Source organism: Grimontia indica, from assembly GCF_000333895.2.
Classification (GTDB): domain Bacteria; phylum Pseudomonadota; class Gammaproteobacteria; order Enterobacterales; family Vibrionaceae; genus Enterovibrio; species Enterovibrio indicus.
Genome location: NZ_ANFM02000006.1, coordinates 110,144 through 125,189 on the forward strand (window position 1 = coordinate 110,144; position 15,046 = coordinate 125,189).

Below are 15,046 nucleotides of genomic sequence, written 5' to 3' on the forward strand. Positions count from 1 at the left end.
GTAACGGTCTCAATTTCAGCGTTCGGGTATATGGACTTGTAGTGAAGACTGGTGAGAGTGGCGGATAGTCACCCGCCTAGATGTGAAAACTTCTATTTGTGATTCAGCAGCATGATGATGTCGTCTAACATCTCTTGCTCACCCTGCTTGTTCATGGGGTAACTCATGTCGACTTCTAACTCTTTCGCAAACTTTTGGAAGTATTTTGGAACATGAGAAAGGATGTAATCAGAACATTCACAGTGTTTGTTGTGGATAAAGTTACGAATAATATGCTCGTAATCAACGTCTACATCACTCCCTGACACTCTATCCAAGAAGAACTCTCTCTTGTTGTCTTCCAAAAAGCGGATATAGCGGTTTTCAGTGAGGTATTTGTCCAGTAGTGCTTGCCTGATACAGGCCAATACAATACGTGAAGCTCGCTTAGGCTTTGTCTCGCCAGATTCTTTCAATGATTCAAGAATCCTAGCTTCAAGGTATGGCGCATACTTTTTTTTATCGAAGAAGTCTTCTTCCACACGGGTAAAAAACTTCTCAAACTTCTTCTTGCGAATCCAATTCGTCAGAATCCATTTCATAGGCTTTATAGTCTTGGGTCTGTTAACGGCGCTAACCTACCACTGTTCCATGCGTATTGGTTAGATCTATGAAAAAATTTTGCGCTTTGAGCGCCATTTTTTAATGAATAAGCACATCGAGTATAAATAATTGCTCTCAAATTGATGTGATCTGAAACATGCATGCTTAAGAAGCATACACACCAATATGCTACTGGTTGGTTATACTTGGGATCTTTGTCTAGTTAACAACAGATTAGATGCGATTTAATAGCTTAGGTAACGTACTTGTCACAGAGAAAGTAAAGGTGTCGGGAGGCATCATGACAACGTTTGCACTGGGCCGAAAGACCATTATCAACGAAAGCTCCCTGGAGTATGACTGGATCAGACGACAGGTTGAAGAAGGCACAGAAAGATCGGAAATCATTGGCTCGATATTGCGGTGTTTTGGCGGTGATGAAGAGATAGCTGAGCTTTTCTATTCGATTGCCTTGGGGGAAAGTTCGCCTGGCATGTTACTGACACACTTAAGCTTGTCCGATTGGTCACCAACACCAGAGCATGAACTGCTAGAAAAAATGTAAAGCAAAAGAGGATGGGCTTGCCCCATCCTCTTTATTCGATTCGGTATACAGAGGCAGTGAAGTCTATTACTACTTAAATACTTCCATCACCATTGGAACGACTTTATACCAAACCGCGGCGCCGATACCCACCCAAACCAGTAACCAAAACAAGCGTGAGAGCCATGTATTTCGTGAGTGATAGCGGGCTGGATCCGGTTCTCCGCACCCTGGGCAAGATAACGCTCGTTTGGATACCTGTTTTTCACAAACCGGGCAAGCTACTAATGGCATGTAAACCTCTTATTCCTTTTTGACTCTTTTATAATGATCGTCCGCGATATCAATTCGTGGGACGTTAGGTGATACATATTATTACGAGTCGCTTCACCTAACTAGATAGTTCGCGTAGAAATCACTGAAACGATCAAGTTCCTGAGAAAATTCATGAAAAACACATACTTTCTGACGGGAATGGCGTGAAGGGGAAACCGGGTAGCTTCCCCTTGATAAGGGATCAGGCTTGGTTTGGTACGATTTGGACCTCGACACGTCGATTCTTTGCTCTACCTGATGAGGTTTCATTGGAAGCGATGGGTTGGGTTTCGCCATACCCCGTCACATACAAACGCTGTGCGTTGACCGCCGAGCGAAGCAGATACCCTTTCACACTCTCAGCACGTTTTTCGGACAAAGTGATGTTATATGTAGCATCACCTGTGCTGTCCGTGTGTCCTTCTATTCTCAGGAAGGTTTTATCATATTCGTTCATGACCCGGGCTACTGCATCAAGAGATTGGTAGAAACCCGGCGTGATGCCACTTTGGTTGGTGCCGAATGTAATATTAGAAGGCATCACCAGACGGATATTGTCACCTTCGCGTACAACTTCGATTCCAGATCCTGACAACTCTTCACGAAACGCGGCTTCCTGTTGGTCCATATACTGGCCGACAGCAGCACCTGCCAATGCGCCAATCGCAGCACCGATAAAGATACGTTTGTCTTTATGGTTGCCGGTAGCTTTACCTAATACCGCGCCAGTAGCGGCACCTATGGCTGCGCCTGTCCCTGTGTTTGAGGCACAGCCTCCAAGCGCCAGAGAAGCTGCAATTAAAGTCACAACAGGAATAGATTTACGCATAACAATATCTCCTTCTTTCCACCCTCATACTTCGAGGGGCTCTACTCAGCCAGCTGGGCCAAGAGTATGCGTATTGATAAGGCCGCCAATCATAGATATCTGTAAGGTCCTGATTGTCAGCACATTGCAAACTTAATTTACAATTGAACACTGTTTTATAACCACATTGTGTATGACTACGGAATTCAAGATTGATTCAACGAGCTAGAGGAAAATGACTGACTTATTTTGACCGCGAATTTGTGAGGGTTAGCGAAAAGCGTTTAATCTTATGTAGTTACGACTGAAATATCGAAAACTATATAAGTTATAGTGCGTTAACTGTATTAAAATAAGGAGCAGTTGACGTCCCTGCTCCTCTTACAACGGCGACTTAATCACCGAAGTCGTGGACTGCGAGCTGGTAGATGTCGACTGGATCAACCCACTCAACCGTACCACACACAGTACAAGTGCACTCAGTATAGTCTTTATAATCGCCACCGGTTGGTGGTGTTGTCAGTGCACGAATAGCTGGATCATGGTGAGCTTGCTCACGTACTTCATGTCCAGTTTCTTTTTTGCAGCTCGCGCAGTACCAAGTGTGTACACTCATCGTTATCTCCTTGCTTTAAATCTTGCTCCGTCGCGGTGAGTGTAATTTCATATAACCTCCAGTTTGTGATGCAATATTGAGACATGGAGCAATTAGTCGGAAATAGACTTTTTCCGGCCACTTTTTAGCAAAGTAGTCAGCATGACGTAGGTGTTTCTAGGCAGTTCCCAATGTGTTTACACGTTGCGTTAATGCTTTATGTTCAACAGGTTGCTCTCCATGGGGTCAGAAAAGATGTTCAAACAAGGAAACCTCTTTAAAAGCTTGCCAAATGCCAGAATTAACGAGGTTTTTGAAGATTTAGTCAAACACCCGTTTGTCAGGATTGAGAGAATAGTGTCGCGAGGACAAACTTCTCCTGAGACAGGTTGGTACGATCAAGACGAAAATGAATGGGTTGTCGTGTTACAAGGCAGCGCTGAATTAACGTTTGAAAGTGGCGAAGTCATGCCTTTGCAGGCTGGTGATCATGTCAATATTCCGGCCCGCACCAAACACAAGGTGAGCTGGACAGAACCCGAAAAAGAAACTGTTTGGCTGGCAGTATTCTACCCATCTGTCGATGCTGAGTAATCAATGGAGTTGGTCAGTACAACGCCCTTTAACTTGTGACTGCGGACATGAGGCATCACCATAAGCGCAAAACACACAGCACATACCATCCTGAACTATCAAAACCTCACCACAACTCTCGCACTCGTAATGCTGTAGAGGTGTGTCGATCGGCATGAGTTCTGACTTTACGTGTCCGCATTTTGGGCAGGTTATGTTTGATTTCAGCAGTACTTTCATTGGAGAAAATGCCCTTCTATTGAGATGTTCATCAGTAAGCGTGGAACACCTTGAAGACACTTGCCAGCACCAGACGCCAATTGCGTTAGATTCAACCATTAAAAGATGTAATTCCAGATACAAATGCCTTCCTCTTTTCATTTTTTGACACTTTAAACAGACAATTTGTGGATTCATGTTATTCAAATGAGGAATCGTTTTAGGTTCAAAAACTCTCTTTTTCCGTCCCATAGAGTTGTCCATACTGATGCCTGTCCACACTATCGTTGAAACCGTGAAATCAGAGGTTCACATGACGTTATTTCCGAAAGATTTTCTATGGGGCGGCGCCATTGCGGCCAACCAGGTTGAAGGTTCTTATGCTCTCGAAGGCAAAGGCCTTTCGACGTCCGACATGCTCCCCTCTGGGATTCTAAGCCCACACCAAACCCGCCAAGAACGCACGCCGGGTATTAAAGATGTGGCCATAGATTTCTATAACAGATACCCAGAGGACATTGCCCTGTTCAATGAAATGGGCTTCAACTGCCTGCGTCTTTCCATTGCCTGGACCCGTATTTTCCCGAACGGTGATGAGGAATCACCTAACGAGGCTGGCCTCGCCTATTACGACCGTATTTTCGATGAATTGGCTACACACAATATCCAGCCTTTTGTGACGCTCTCACATTATGAAATGCCTTACGCTCTGGTAGAAAACTATGGAGGCTGGGCAGACCGACAACTGATCGGCTTCTTTGAGCGGTATGTCAGTACCGTTTTCGAACGGTATAAGGACAAAGTTAAGCTCTGGCTGACATTCAATGAAATCAATATGTCGCTGCATGCGCCTTTTACCGGCGTTGGGCTTCAGGAAGATGCCAGCGAGCGGGAAATCTATCAGGCGATTCACCATCAGTTGGTGGCTAATGCAAAAGCGGTGAAGCTCTGCCATGAGATTATTCCAGACGCTAAGATCGGTAACATGCTGTTGGGAGCTATCAATTACCCATTTACTTGCAACCCAGACGACGTCATCGCTGCCATGCATGAGAATAACAAATGGCTGTTCTTTGGTGATGTTCAGACGCGCGGTAAATACCCGGGCTACATGCTTCGTTACTTCAGAGAAAATGGTATCGAAATCGCAATGGAAGATGGCGATCTGGACGTGATCGCCGGTGCTTCAGTCGATTTTATCTCGTTCAGTTATTACGCCAGCGGCTGTGCGAGTGCTGATCCTAAACAAAAAGAAGTCGGCAATATCGTCGCCAGTGTGCCAAATCCTTATCTGGAGAAGAGCCAATGGGGCTGGCTCATCGACCCGAAAGGCCTACGTATTCTGCTGAATTTCCTCTATGACCGTTACCAGAAGCCTCTATTTATTGTGGAAAATGGACTGGGCGCAATCGACGAGCTGGATGAAAACGGTGAGATTCAGGATGACTATCGCATTGCTTACCTTAATGACCATTTAGTTCAGGCACGTGAAGCCATGTTAGACGGTGTGGAGTTAATGGGATTCACAACGTGGGGACCGATTGATCTCGTCGCGAATTCCACCGCGGAAATGCGTAAACGTTATGGTTTTATTTATGTCGACCGACACGACGATTTCAGTGGCTCTCTCGAACGAAAACGTAAGAAAAGCTTTTTCTGGTATCAAGACGTGATTAAAACCCAAGGCGCTTCGCTGACAGTGAAATAATCCGTACTACCGCTCTAGAAAATAAAAAGCCCTGCTGATGCAGGGCTTTCGTTTAAGGCGTTGTTTGTAATTAACCGACTTGGAGGTTGCCATACAGGGTTTGATAAACCCCCTCTTCCTGCACCAGTTCGCTGTGGTTACCGCTTTGTGCAACCTTGCCATCTTCCAGTACATAAATCAGGTCGGCTTGTTTCACTGCAGACAAACGGTGCGCCACAATCAGTGTGGTTCGGCCTTGAAGGAAGTTATTCAGCGCCTCATGCAACGCTGCTTCTGTTGCAGTATCCAGCGCAGAGGTCGCTTCGTCTAAAATTACCAGTTTCGGATTGGTCAGAATCATACGGGCAATTGCTAAGCGCTGACGCTGTCCACCAGAAAGCTTGAGACCTTGCCGGCCCAGCTGGGATTCCAAGCCGTTATCCAGTTTATCGACAACATCACTTAACTGAGCAATTTCCAGTGATTGCCAAAGCTGCTCGTCGGAGAAATCAGTTCGTCCTAATGTCAGGTTTTCACGCAATGTATCGTTGAAGATCATCGGTTGTTGCAAGACCACGGCCGTATGCTGGCGCAGGGTTTCATAACCAATCTCTTCGACAGGTTTGCCATCAATCAGGATTTCACCGTCAGATTTGCGATAAAGCCCCAGCAGCAGCTGAATCAGTGTGGATTTACCGCCACCTGATGCGCCAACCAGCGCCACGCGCTTGCCTTGAGGAATATTCAGAGAAAGACCGTTCAACACCGTTTTCTCACTGTCGTAACTGAAGGTCAGGTCGCGACATTCCACGCCAAAGGTTTCTTTGCTTTTCAGCGGATCTTTTTCGGATGCGTTACGTGGCTCTTCATCCAATGCAAGCAGACCGTTCAAACGTTTCATTGCTGCAGAAGCACTGAACCAGGCGTATTGAATACCCAGCAGTTCTTGAATCGGGCTTAGCATAAACCACAGGTAACCAAATACTGCGAAGATCTGGCCAATGGTCAGGTCGCTGAACAGCACCATCAGCATCGCCGCAGCACGGAACAGCTCAAAACCAATCAGGAACATCAGGAAGGAAACACGCCCTGCCGCTTCTGACTGCCAGGCGTACTTATCAGCATCGTGACGAATCGCTTCGGCATCTGTCTTCAGAACATCAAGGTAAGCACGTTCACGGTTAGCAGCACGGAGCTGATAGATGCCATCCAGCGTTTCTACCAGACGTTGCTGGAACCGCTCAAAAGATTGGTTTTCCGCCTTTTTAAGGTGCTTAACGCGTTGGCCCATTTTGCGTGAGAGGTAGATGACCAGCGGGTTAACCAGCAATATGAATAAGCCAAGCGCCCAGTCGAGCCATAGAAGGATAATTGCCGTGCCAAAGACCGTCAGTACACCGACCACAAAGCGGCTCAAACTGTTGCCAAGGAAAGAGTCGATAGTCTCGATGTCCGTCACCAGATGAGAACTCACTCCGCCGCTGCCACGCTCTTCGTATTCTTTCATACTGATGCGGCCAAGTTTATCGAGGAGTTGCTGGCGGATATGGCAAGTGATGGACTTGGAAACCAAAGTAAACTGACGGCTTTGCCAGATATTCAGCGCCTGGCTGACAATCCGCATCACAATCACCAGTATCAGCACCATGACGATATAACTGGCTGGTTGCTGCAGTGACTCAGGCAAAATCTGGTTGAAGAAATTCACCCCACCGGCAGGTTTGTTTAGCAGCACCTCGTCAACCATTAGCGGCATAAACAGAGGAATTGGCACGCTGATGAGCGTCGCACAGATAGCGATAAGGTTGGCGGTAATCAGGCGTTTCTTGTGCTTTTTCGCCTGCTCAATCAACCAACGTGTCGAAATGGTTGTTAGCGTACTGCTAGTCACTGTATCTCCAGAATTCTTTGTCATTTTTTAATTTTTCTAATGTTGAGTCTATACCCTAGCCGCAACCGAAAACACCCCAGAGAAATCCGGGGTGTTTATCGTCAGGGGTTAATCTTAGCTTAGAACACGTATTCGGCTTCTATACCCCAGTTACGTCCTAGTTGCGTGCGACGATCAAGTCCGTCAGTAGTTGATTCCGCACCAATCAGGTCGTTGTAGTCCCAATATTTCTTATCAAAGGCGTTAAACAGACCAGCACGCAGCGTTAGATCAGTCACTGGGCGGTAGAATGCAGTCACATCGGTTACAGCGTAACCTGGTGCATTCACGTTTTCAGTCCCGTTAGCGTTACTCCAATCAGAACCGGATTTACCCGCAACAGCTTTCACTGACAACTTACCACCGTAAGTGTTTTCAACGTCGGCATAGCCCAGCGCTAAGTAGCCTGTAAGTGGCGAAACAGTATCCAGTGCTTCCCCGTTTTCTTTGTCTTCACCTTGGGTGTACGCCACACTCATGTCACTGTAAAAACCCGTTGGTGCGCCAAACAGCACATCCAATGCCAGATGTGTTTTTAGCTCAGCACCATAGATTTCTGCTTTGCTGATGTTCTCTTTGGTCCAAAGTTCTTTACCCTGGCCGTTGTCATCAGCCAATTTGTGCGTTTCGATAAAGTTCTTGTAGTCGTTGTAATAAACCGAGAACTCAATGCGACCGAAGTCCTGAGTGAAGCGCAGACCAGTTTCGTAACCAATGCTCTCTTCCGGCTTCAGATTAGGGTTAGCCTCGAACACAGCTCCTCTAGCAGCGTCAGTTTCGTAGAAGTAGTAAAGATCCTGAAGCGTTGGCGCTTTGTAACCTTGGCTGATGTTACCGAAGCTGCTCAGGCTTTCGGTCCAGTGATAAACCGCACCCAGTTTCGCCGTTAACGCGTCACTTTTGGACTTTGGATTATCTTCTGAAGCTTGTTTTGGCTCTGCGGTAAACTTGTCGTAACGAAGACCCGCATTCACTACCAGTCGTTCTTCCAGGAAGAAAGCTTGATCCTGTACAAAGATGCCCCATTTCACTGACTCCGCGTTTGGCACTTCACCAGTTTTATCTACTGACGTACCCGCTTTGTAGCCCTCTAGGTAATAATCGCGGTAATCCAGATCAAACTCGTTAGTGATGTAATTCACGCCATAGCTGATTTCGTGGAAACTGTTCTCAAGTTCAATAGCCTTGTCGAACTGAGCATCAAACTGGGCGCTCTTATCTACACCGTTACGCATACGCTGGCGGTAGCCATGACCAAATGACGTTGGCGGCTGAGGCGTTTCATCAAAGGTGTTGTGATTACTTTCACTTTCCAACGCGGTCACTTGCCATTTCAGGTGGTCAAACGCGATATTGTTCGCTTGCCATTCGTGCTCGAAGGTTACGCGCTTGCGCTTGTCTTCATCACTGGCGCTGTTACGCGTATATACGAAGCCTGGCATGATTTCATAGCCTTCGTTAGACAGCACCAGGCCATCTGCTTCTCGGTTATAAATCTCACCCGTCAGGCCAATTCGATGCGCATCATTCAACTGATAGAAAGCTTTCAGCAAAAGGTTGTCTGAGTTGATATCAAATGGGTCAGCCTGTCCACGTTTGCGGCCTTCAATATCAGCGCCACTGCCGTGGGTCGCTGTTTCGTGACCATCGCGATGTGTGAAAATCAGCAAGGTTTCCAGATCGCCAGTACGGTTTGCCAGAGTTGCAGTCGCTTTGTAGCTCTCATCAGCACTGTAGTAACCGCCTTTAACGCTGGCATAGGTGTCATCACCCTCAGCGACCAGAAGATCGCCCGGGTTCTTGGTGCGGATGATCACTGCACCGGCCAGTGCATCACTGCCGTACAGGCTGGAGGCAGGACCTTTGCTTATCTCTACACGCTGCAAGGTGTCGGTCTCAACAGTGTTGTTGTATTTGCGCATCACATCTGCGCCTGGGTTGAACGATGAAGGTTGTTCAACACCATCCACCATGGTTTTTACGTAGTTATCGCTCAAACCACGAATATTAAAGCCTGAGTTACCGAAACGACCCGTGCCCGGCATCGACACGCCCGGCTCATTCGCAATCGCCTGCTCGAGGTCCTGAGCAAGGTTCTCTTCGATAGTTTCGCTGTTCACTACGTCAACAGAAGCAGCTACATCACTGATGTTTTGCTCACTTCGGGTCGCAGAGACAACCACTTCGTCAAAGGTATAAACGTCTTGGGCTGAAGCTGTGCCCGCACAGAGAAGGCCGACCAAAATCGCCAGCTTGTTTTTCTTGATAGTCATAATTTCCACTCTTTAAACCGCCTGAGAAATCCCAATCAGTTTTCTTCAGGCAAAAGAAACCTACTCACACTGGTTCCCGTGCGATTTTTATAGTTATGGGAGGTGATATCAGGCCCTCAGAATAAGAGCCTGATAAAAGAGATTAAGCGTTCTCTTCTTTCATCTTCTTCACGTGACCTTCATTCAGGTGGATCACGGAAAGCATGTCTTCGCCTGACACATCAAATGCCTGACCGAAGCCTTTCACGTAACGGCCGATGACTGGATTTAAACGGTAGAGGTTGAAATCGCCAAGTTGGCTGAGGTTATCGATCATCTCGCCAAGACGATCACTCATTACCTGAATTGCCGTTTTCCAGTGTTCTGAATCACGCTCAATAAGTTCTGCATTGGTGTCAAATGACAGACGACGTCGCGCAAAGATGGAGCGAGCCTCGCTTTCGTCCTCGATCATCATGATAGAGACGGCTTTGCGGTGCTTGAGATTTTGACCATGGGTAGCAAGATCCGACACCAGAATGTAGTAACCCATTTCAGAGAAAGCGAAAGGCGCATAGCTGGTATGTGGTTTACCTTCTTTGTCTACAGTACCCAATTGCAGCGTATTGCGAGAATCACGAAACTCCTGAATTTCAGGGCCTAAACGGTTTTGTAGACGTTCTGCTTTGTCACTCATTTTGCAAACTCCTGCTTCATGGCGTTAAACAGTTCAATTTGTTCTGGGAATAGCTGACGCTTTTTGTCACGGCCAAGGTAAATCTTGAATACACAATGGCCAGTGCTGTCGAAGAAACCAATATAGTGGCTCTCGGTACCGCGGAATGGCTTGCTGACAAACGCAATGTCAGAGACCAAATCCAGACGAAGATGACCGTGTAACTGGCCTTCGCGTCCCATTAGGTTGTAGTAACCGTGAGCAACTTTGCCTTTTGGAAAGGCCGCTTTAAATTCAAAAACAGAACCACCAGAATGAACGATGGTGGTGACCTTACCCCATACTGGCATTGCTTCCAGAATGGTCTGCGCAAGTTCACCCTTCACGTGGGAAATCATATTTTCCGGGAGTGCCAGCGTAATTTCACCTTCCGTCAGTTTCAGTGAGTCCACCATGTTTGATACTGGTGTGTGCTCATCCTGAGCCAGATATTCAGCCACGCGCTGTTTGGTTTCTTCCGTCACGATGATCGCTTGTTGCATCGTTTAACTACTCCTAAGCTGCGACATTTGCCGCTTTTCTTTGCACTTTCTGCGCTGTTTGGTTTTGTAATACTTCAATCAGGTTTTGGGCCAGTGTGACCGCCCAGAACTGTCCGGCGAGAGTCAGCGTGAGATAACTTCTGCCATTTTCATTCTTTTCAAGATAGACCAGCCCGTTTTCCTGCCACGCTTCGAACAGGGGATACAGCGCTTCAAACGAGCCCTGTCCAGCCACTGAATCCAACTTGTGTTGAGCCAGCACACCAGCATCAAATCCACTTTTCACTTCAGCTGATACACCTCTATTGGCAGGCGCTAGCGTCATCAAGGTGACAGGGTAACGAAAGTCATTGATCGCTGAGATGTAGGTATCCATATCGCGGGTTTGCATCATCTGACAGCCATTGACATTGCCACCAGCCCCGGCCCCTAAAGGCATGATCTCCGCAGTTGTTTTCGCTAACGAGTTGTAAATACTGCGTTCGCGGTTGTCTGAAGACCAGTGGTTAACGCTGAGACGTTTCTGATGGTGCTTCGCCATGAAATTCACGCCCATCTCAAACATACTGGCCTTCATTTGTGTATCTGCCGGATACGGCAATTTGCCCTGCTCAACCAACTTTGCCATTGGCAAGCCCTGCATTTCGATAAGCTGATACAGGTCGACACCATGGGCACCGGACTCAAGATAGTCATTCAAGTCCTGCTGCCAAATATCCAGAGTTTGGTGAGGCAAGCCATAAAGTAAATCCAGAACGATAGGAGCCGCGTTGTATTTGACCAATTGCTGGATTTTGTCCAACACCACTTCCCGGTCATCAAGGCGCTTCGCACTGCGACGGACCTGAGTGTTGAAGCTCTGAACGCCGAACGAGAAACGGTTAACGCCCCCTTCCAGTGCCGCTTCAAATTTGTCCAATCCAAAACGGTTGATACGACCTTCTAGTGTGATTTCGCAGTCCGGTGTCAGCGGAAATTGGCTGCGGATATCAGAGACGATCATTCGGATTTGTTCGCCACTAAGATCGGTTGGGGTTCCCCCGCCAATGTATACCGCTTGGAACGGCGCTGACTGACTCCAGACTTGCGAGGCTTTCCATCGAATTTCTGCGCGCAGTGCTTCAACGTAGCTTTCAATTAATGACTTGCTGGATGCGTATTGGAAGAAGTTGCAGTAGGTACAACGCACGCGACAAAACGGAATGTGAATGTACAGACAGCGTGGTGCATGCGCCGATGACGCTGGGATTGCATGTGCTTTTTCAAGCGTGGTTTGGATATCTTCAGAATTAACTGAACGCATCATGCCACCGGCATGCGCACTCTTCTTGCGTTGAAAAGCAAAACGAAGTGGATCAGGTGTTCTTAGCCCGACCAATTCCGGATTGTGAAGATCCACATTCATCTCATTTTGCAACCTTTAACATTAACAGCGTCAAACTGCGAGCTGTTTCCTAGTGATTTCAATCATATTCATAAAAGATAATAATGCAACTGATAATTGATCTCATTAGCATTTCATGCATAATGCACCTAATCACTTATTAAAATCAGTTCTTCAGGAGTACGTGTGAACACTCGACGGTACGTAGTTTGTGGTGTCGTTTCAGTTGCACTGCACAGTTTGGCGATTTGGGCTCAACCGCCCTCGCCTCAATTCACAATTAACGATGCCAATACGGGTAACCGTGTGGCTATCCAGCTCATTGCGTCGACGAAACAGGTACCAAAAGAACCAGAACCTACTCCTGTTGAAGACCCACCACAGCAAGAAACGACAAAGCCAGAACCTAAACCGGTTAAATCTCCTTCAGTAAAAAAGGAGCCACCAAAAAAGGCAGAAGTCCAACCTCAGAAAAAGGTGAAACCAGAGGTCAGCCCGCCAAAAGAAACCAGGAAAAAGCCACTTGAGAAGGTGACGAATAAGGAAAGCAAAGAAGAGAAAACAAAGCCTCTTCCGCCGAAAAAACCAATAGAAAAACCTGAGGAAAAACCGGAAGAGACTACTGAGGAGATAAGCGAAGAAAACCAGATGACTCAGGCAAAATCATCTTCTCCTATGTTGGTCGAAAGACCCACATTTAAAGTCCGCCCTTCCCAACCTAAGTACCCGAGAATGGCAAAACGTAAAGGGATGGAAGGCACAGTGCTTATAGAAGTCTGGCTGGACGAAGAAGGCCATCAAACCCATCGCTCCCTTCTAAAAAGTTCCGGGTTTGAATTGCTTGATGGCGCTGCAATGGATGCAGTGAAAAAGTGGCGCTTCAACGGCCACGAAGAAAATGGTGTCGCCCTGGCGCACAGAGTAAGAATTCCTGTTCGTTTTAATTTGGATTAATCATGTTCGACTTACAATTTTTCACGTCAATCCACGCTCAATTGGGCATCATGACCTGGCCTTTGACACTGCTTTCCGCACTCATGTTGATGCTCATTTTTGAGCGCATCGTTTTCGTTGTTATGAATACCAAAACGGGCAGCAAACCTTTGCAAAAAGAGATCTACTCACTTTCGCTGACCAATGACAAACAGCTAGAAACGTATGTAGAACGTCATCAGCAGGATAAAAGCACCCTATCCCAAGGGATCTGCATGCTGATCAATCATCGTCATTTCACTAAATCTTTGCGTGAAGAAGCTGTTTCTATCTGGCTTCAAAAGAAACGCCGTCAATTCACTGCAGGTCTCAAATTGCTGAACATTATTGGCGTGCTGAGTCCTTTGATTGGTTTGCTGGGAACCGTTGTCGGCCTGATAGAAATGTTTAAAGGACTTTCTGCCACACAAGGTGGTATTTCACCTGCAGAATTGGCCGATGGCTTGGGATTGGCGATGTCTACGACGGCAGCGGGTTTGCTGATTGCCCTGCCAGCCATTGCTTCATCACAAGTTTTTGCGCTGTGGGCAGATCGCACTTTGGCAAAAATTGAATACGTGCTGAACCACTTCAACCTGCATCTCGCCGGTGTTTCATTCGATGAAAGCGCGGATTGTCCAAAGCATTGCAAACCTTGCGCTGGTTCAAGCTCAGAGTCACCGAGGGAAAGTGCCGCATGATCCGCTCTCAACCAGAAAGTGAATCAACATCATTCACGCCGGATCTCACGCCGTTGCTGGACATTATTTTTATCGTGATGGTGTTTTTGCTGCTTACGGCAAACATCCAAATTAAAACCATGGATATCGCGATTCCCCAAACCAATGATTCAGAAGTTCTGGAATCTCCAAACCGTGAAGTCATCGCCATCAACGTGTTGAGCGGTTCACCTTCATGGGCACTTCAAGGTGAACCTCTTCACGACTGGGAATCCTTTACGGCACAGCTTCTGGAAGCCATTCAGCAAGCCCCTGATAAACCGGTGGTGATCGCTGCGGACAAACAAGCCAATGTGGAAAGCATGCTTAAAGTCCTCGCCTTCATGCAAAACAACAATATCAACGCCACAAATATTGTGATGGAAGAACAATGAAAAAGAATTTCAAACTTGGCGCTGCTGCGCTGCTTTTTACTGGCTTATTGACTTCACCGGCGTTCGCCCAGGATGCAAGAATCATCAGCGCCGGCTCAACCGTTACTGAACTTTTGTTTGCACTAGGCGCAGAAAAAGAAGTGGTTGCAGTAGATTTAACCAGCCGTCATTACCTTGATGGCAGAGAGATTCCCGTACTGGGCTATCATCGCCAGTTATCAGCCGAAGGCCTATTAGCACTAAGCCCTACCCATCTCGTGGGCTCGCCAGAGATGGGGCCGGAAAGCACGTTGAAGCTATTGAAATCGGCAAATGTCGATGTTCAAAAGCTGCCAACAGGGACCTCCATTGAAGACTTTAATCAGCGCGTAGATTCAGTCGCGTCGATTACTGGTACTGAAGACAAAGGTGCCGAAATTAAAGCGGATGTTGCTGAGAAAATAGGAAAGTTGAACGCCTCGGCACCTGAAAAACGCCCTTCAGTGATGTTCGTGATGATGTCTGATGGTCGCCCATTGACCGTCGCGGGTGATGAAACCACGGTAAACACAGTGATCGAGTTGGCTGGCGGCATGAACCCTGCGGCTAAAGAAACCACCAGCTATAAGCCCCTGTCTACCGAGTCTATCGTAGAAATGCAGCCTGAATACATTCTGGTATCCGAACGCACTCTTTCGCAGGTTGGCGGTATTGAAGGTATGGTGAAACAGCAGCCTTTGTTAAGCGCAACACCCGCATTCAAGAACGACAACATAATCCCTATTTCTGGCTACGCAATTCTGGGTGGCTTTGGGTTGGCAAGCCTAGATCTCGCTACCGACCTTAACAAACGCATTTTGGCTGGTGAGTAGTA

General features: G+C 47.1%; 17 protein-coding genes. 7 read left to right on the forward strand and 10 right to left on the reverse strand.

The features are described 5' to 3' along the window. Positions 1–92: 92 nt before the first annotated feature. Positions 93–581, reverse strand: a complete 489-nt coding sequence (locus D515_RS02860) for a hypothetical protein (RefSeq protein ID WP_002535855.1) — start codon at positions 579–581, stop codon at positions 93–95. A 302-nt stretch (positions 582–883) separates the two neighbouring features. Between D515_RS02860 and D515_RS02865 the strand changes: the two genes are divergently transcribed. Next, positions 884–1,147, forward strand: coding sequence for a hypothetical protein (locus D515_RS02865; RefSeq protein ID WP_002535856.1), 264 nt, complete (start codon positions 884–886; stop codon positions 1,145–1,147). A 69-nt stretch (positions 1,148–1,216) separates the two neighbouring features. On the opposite strand, the gene D515_RS26140 is transcribed toward D515_RS02865, so the two are convergent. The 3 genes from D515_RS26140 to D515_RS02875 form a co-directional block, all read right to left on the reverse strand. Then, complete coding sequence (locus D515_RS26140; RefSeq protein WP_083939820.1) at positions 1,217–1,420, reverse strand: hypothetical protein; 204 nt, start codon at positions 1,418–1,420, stop codon at positions 1,217–1,219. 223 nt (positions 1,421–1,643) lie between these two features. Beyond that, positions 1,644–2,270, reverse strand: a complete 627-nt coding sequence (locus tag D515_RS02870; protein ID WP_002535857.1) for a YiaD family glycine zipper/OmpA-like lipoprotein — start codon at positions 2,268–2,270, stop codon at positions 1,644–1,646. A 373-nt stretch (positions 2,271–2,643) separates the two neighbouring features. Further along, entirely contained in the window at positions 2,644–2,865 is a 222-nt protein-coding gene (locus D515_RS02875) for a hypothetical protein (protein ID WP_002535858.1), read from the reverse strand. A gap of 219 nt (positions 2,866–3,084) precedes the next feature. Between D515_RS02875 and D515_RS02880 the strand changes: the two genes are divergently transcribed. After that, positions 3,085–3,438: a cupin domain-containing protein gene (locus D515_RS02880; RefSeq protein WP_002535860.1), complete on the forward strand. Its 354-nt coding sequence runs from the start codon at positions 3,085–3,087 to the stop codon at positions 3,436–3,438. On the opposite strand, the gene D515_RS26410 is transcribed toward D515_RS02880, so the two are convergent. After that, complete coding sequence (locus D515_RS26410; RefSeq protein ID WP_338035027.1) at positions 3,439–3,900, reverse strand: GDCCVxC domain-containing (seleno)protein; 462 nt, start codon at positions 3,898–3,900, stop codon at positions 3,439–3,441. It lies immediately after the preceding gene. A 49-nt stretch (positions 3,901–3,949) separates the two neighbouring features. On the opposite strand from D515_RS26410, the gene D515_RS02885 reads away from it, so the two are divergent. Then, complete coding sequence (locus D515_RS02885) at positions 3,950–5,344, forward strand: glycoside hydrolase family 1 protein (RefSeq protein WP_039849582.1); 1,395 nt, start codon at positions 3,950–3,952, stop codon at positions 5,342–5,344. A gap of 70 nt (positions 5,345–5,414) precedes the next feature. On the opposite strand, the gene D515_RS02890 is transcribed toward D515_RS02885, so the two are convergent. The 5 genes from D515_RS02890 to hutW all read right to left on the reverse strand — a co-directional run bounded on the left by D515_RS02890 (position 5,415) and on the right by hutW (position 12,128). Next, positions 5,415–7,214 (reverse strand): ABC transporter ATP-binding protein, encoded by a 1,800-nt coding sequence (locus tag D515_RS02890; protein ID WP_002535864.1) that lies wholly within the window; start codon positions 7,212–7,214, stop codon positions 5,415–5,417. 119 nt (positions 7,215–7,333) lie between these two features. After that, the gene (locus tag D515_RS02895) at positions 7,334–9,526 is read right to left on the reverse strand and encodes a TonB-dependent hemoglobin/transferrin/lactoferrin family receptor (RefSeq protein ID WP_002535865.1); all 2,193 of its coding nucleotides are present in this window, start codon (positions 9,524–9,526) and stop codon (positions 7,334–7,336) included. Positions 9,527–9,668: 142 nt separating this feature from the next. Continuing rightward, the gene (gene hutZ / locus D515_RS02900) at positions 9,669–10,202 is read right to left on the reverse strand and encodes a heme utilization protein HutZ (protein ID WP_002535867.1); all 534 of its coding nucleotides are present in this window, start codon (positions 10,200–10,202) and stop codon (positions 9,669–9,671) included. Then, positions 10,199–10,723 (reverse strand): heme utilization cystosolic carrier protein HutX, encoded by a 525-nt coding sequence (gene hutX / locus D515_RS02905; RefSeq protein ID WP_002535868.1) that lies wholly within the window; start codon positions 10,721–10,723, stop codon positions 10,199–10,201. The genes hutZ and hutX overlap by 4 nt, the downstream gene beginning before the upstream one ends. 13 nt (positions 10,724–10,736) lie before the next feature. Continuing rightward, positions 10,737–12,128: a heme anaerobic degradation radical SAM methyltransferase ChuW/HutW gene (gene hutW / locus D515_RS02910; RefSeq protein ID WP_039849547.1), complete on the reverse strand. Its 1,392-nt coding sequence runs from the start codon at positions 12,126–12,128 to the stop codon at positions 10,737–10,739. 165 nt (positions 12,129–12,293) lie between these two features. Between hutW and D515_RS02915 the strand changes: the two genes are divergently transcribed. Genes D515_RS02915 through D515_RS02930 form a run of 4 tightly spaced genes read left to right on the forward strand, consistent with a single transcriptional unit; the run spans position 12,294 to position 15,044 of the window. Further along, positions 12,294–13,061 (forward strand): energy transducer TonB, encoded by a 768-nt coding sequence (locus D515_RS02915; protein WP_002535872.1) that lies wholly within the window; start codon positions 12,294–12,296, stop codon positions 13,059–13,061. 2 nt (positions 13,062–13,063) lie between these two features. After that, complete coding sequence (locus tag D515_RS02920) at positions 13,064–13,780, forward strand: MotA/TolQ/ExbB proton channel family protein (RefSeq protein WP_002535873.1); 717 nt, start codon at positions 13,064–13,066, stop codon at positions 13,778–13,780. Then, positions 13,777–14,193, forward strand: coding sequence for an ExbD/TolR family protein (locus D515_RS02925; protein WP_002535874.1), 417 nt, complete (start codon positions 13,777–13,779; stop codon positions 14,191–14,193). The genes D515_RS02920 and D515_RS02925 overlap by 4 nt, the downstream gene beginning before the upstream one ends. Beyond that, entirely contained in the window at positions 14,190–15,044 is an 855-nt protein-coding gene (locus D515_RS02930; RefSeq protein ID WP_002535875.1) for a heme/hemin ABC transporter substrate-binding protein, read from the forward strand. Before D515_RS02925 ends, D515_RS02930 begins: the two co-directional genes overlap by 4 nt. Positions 15,045–15,046 lie beyond the last annotated feature (2 nt).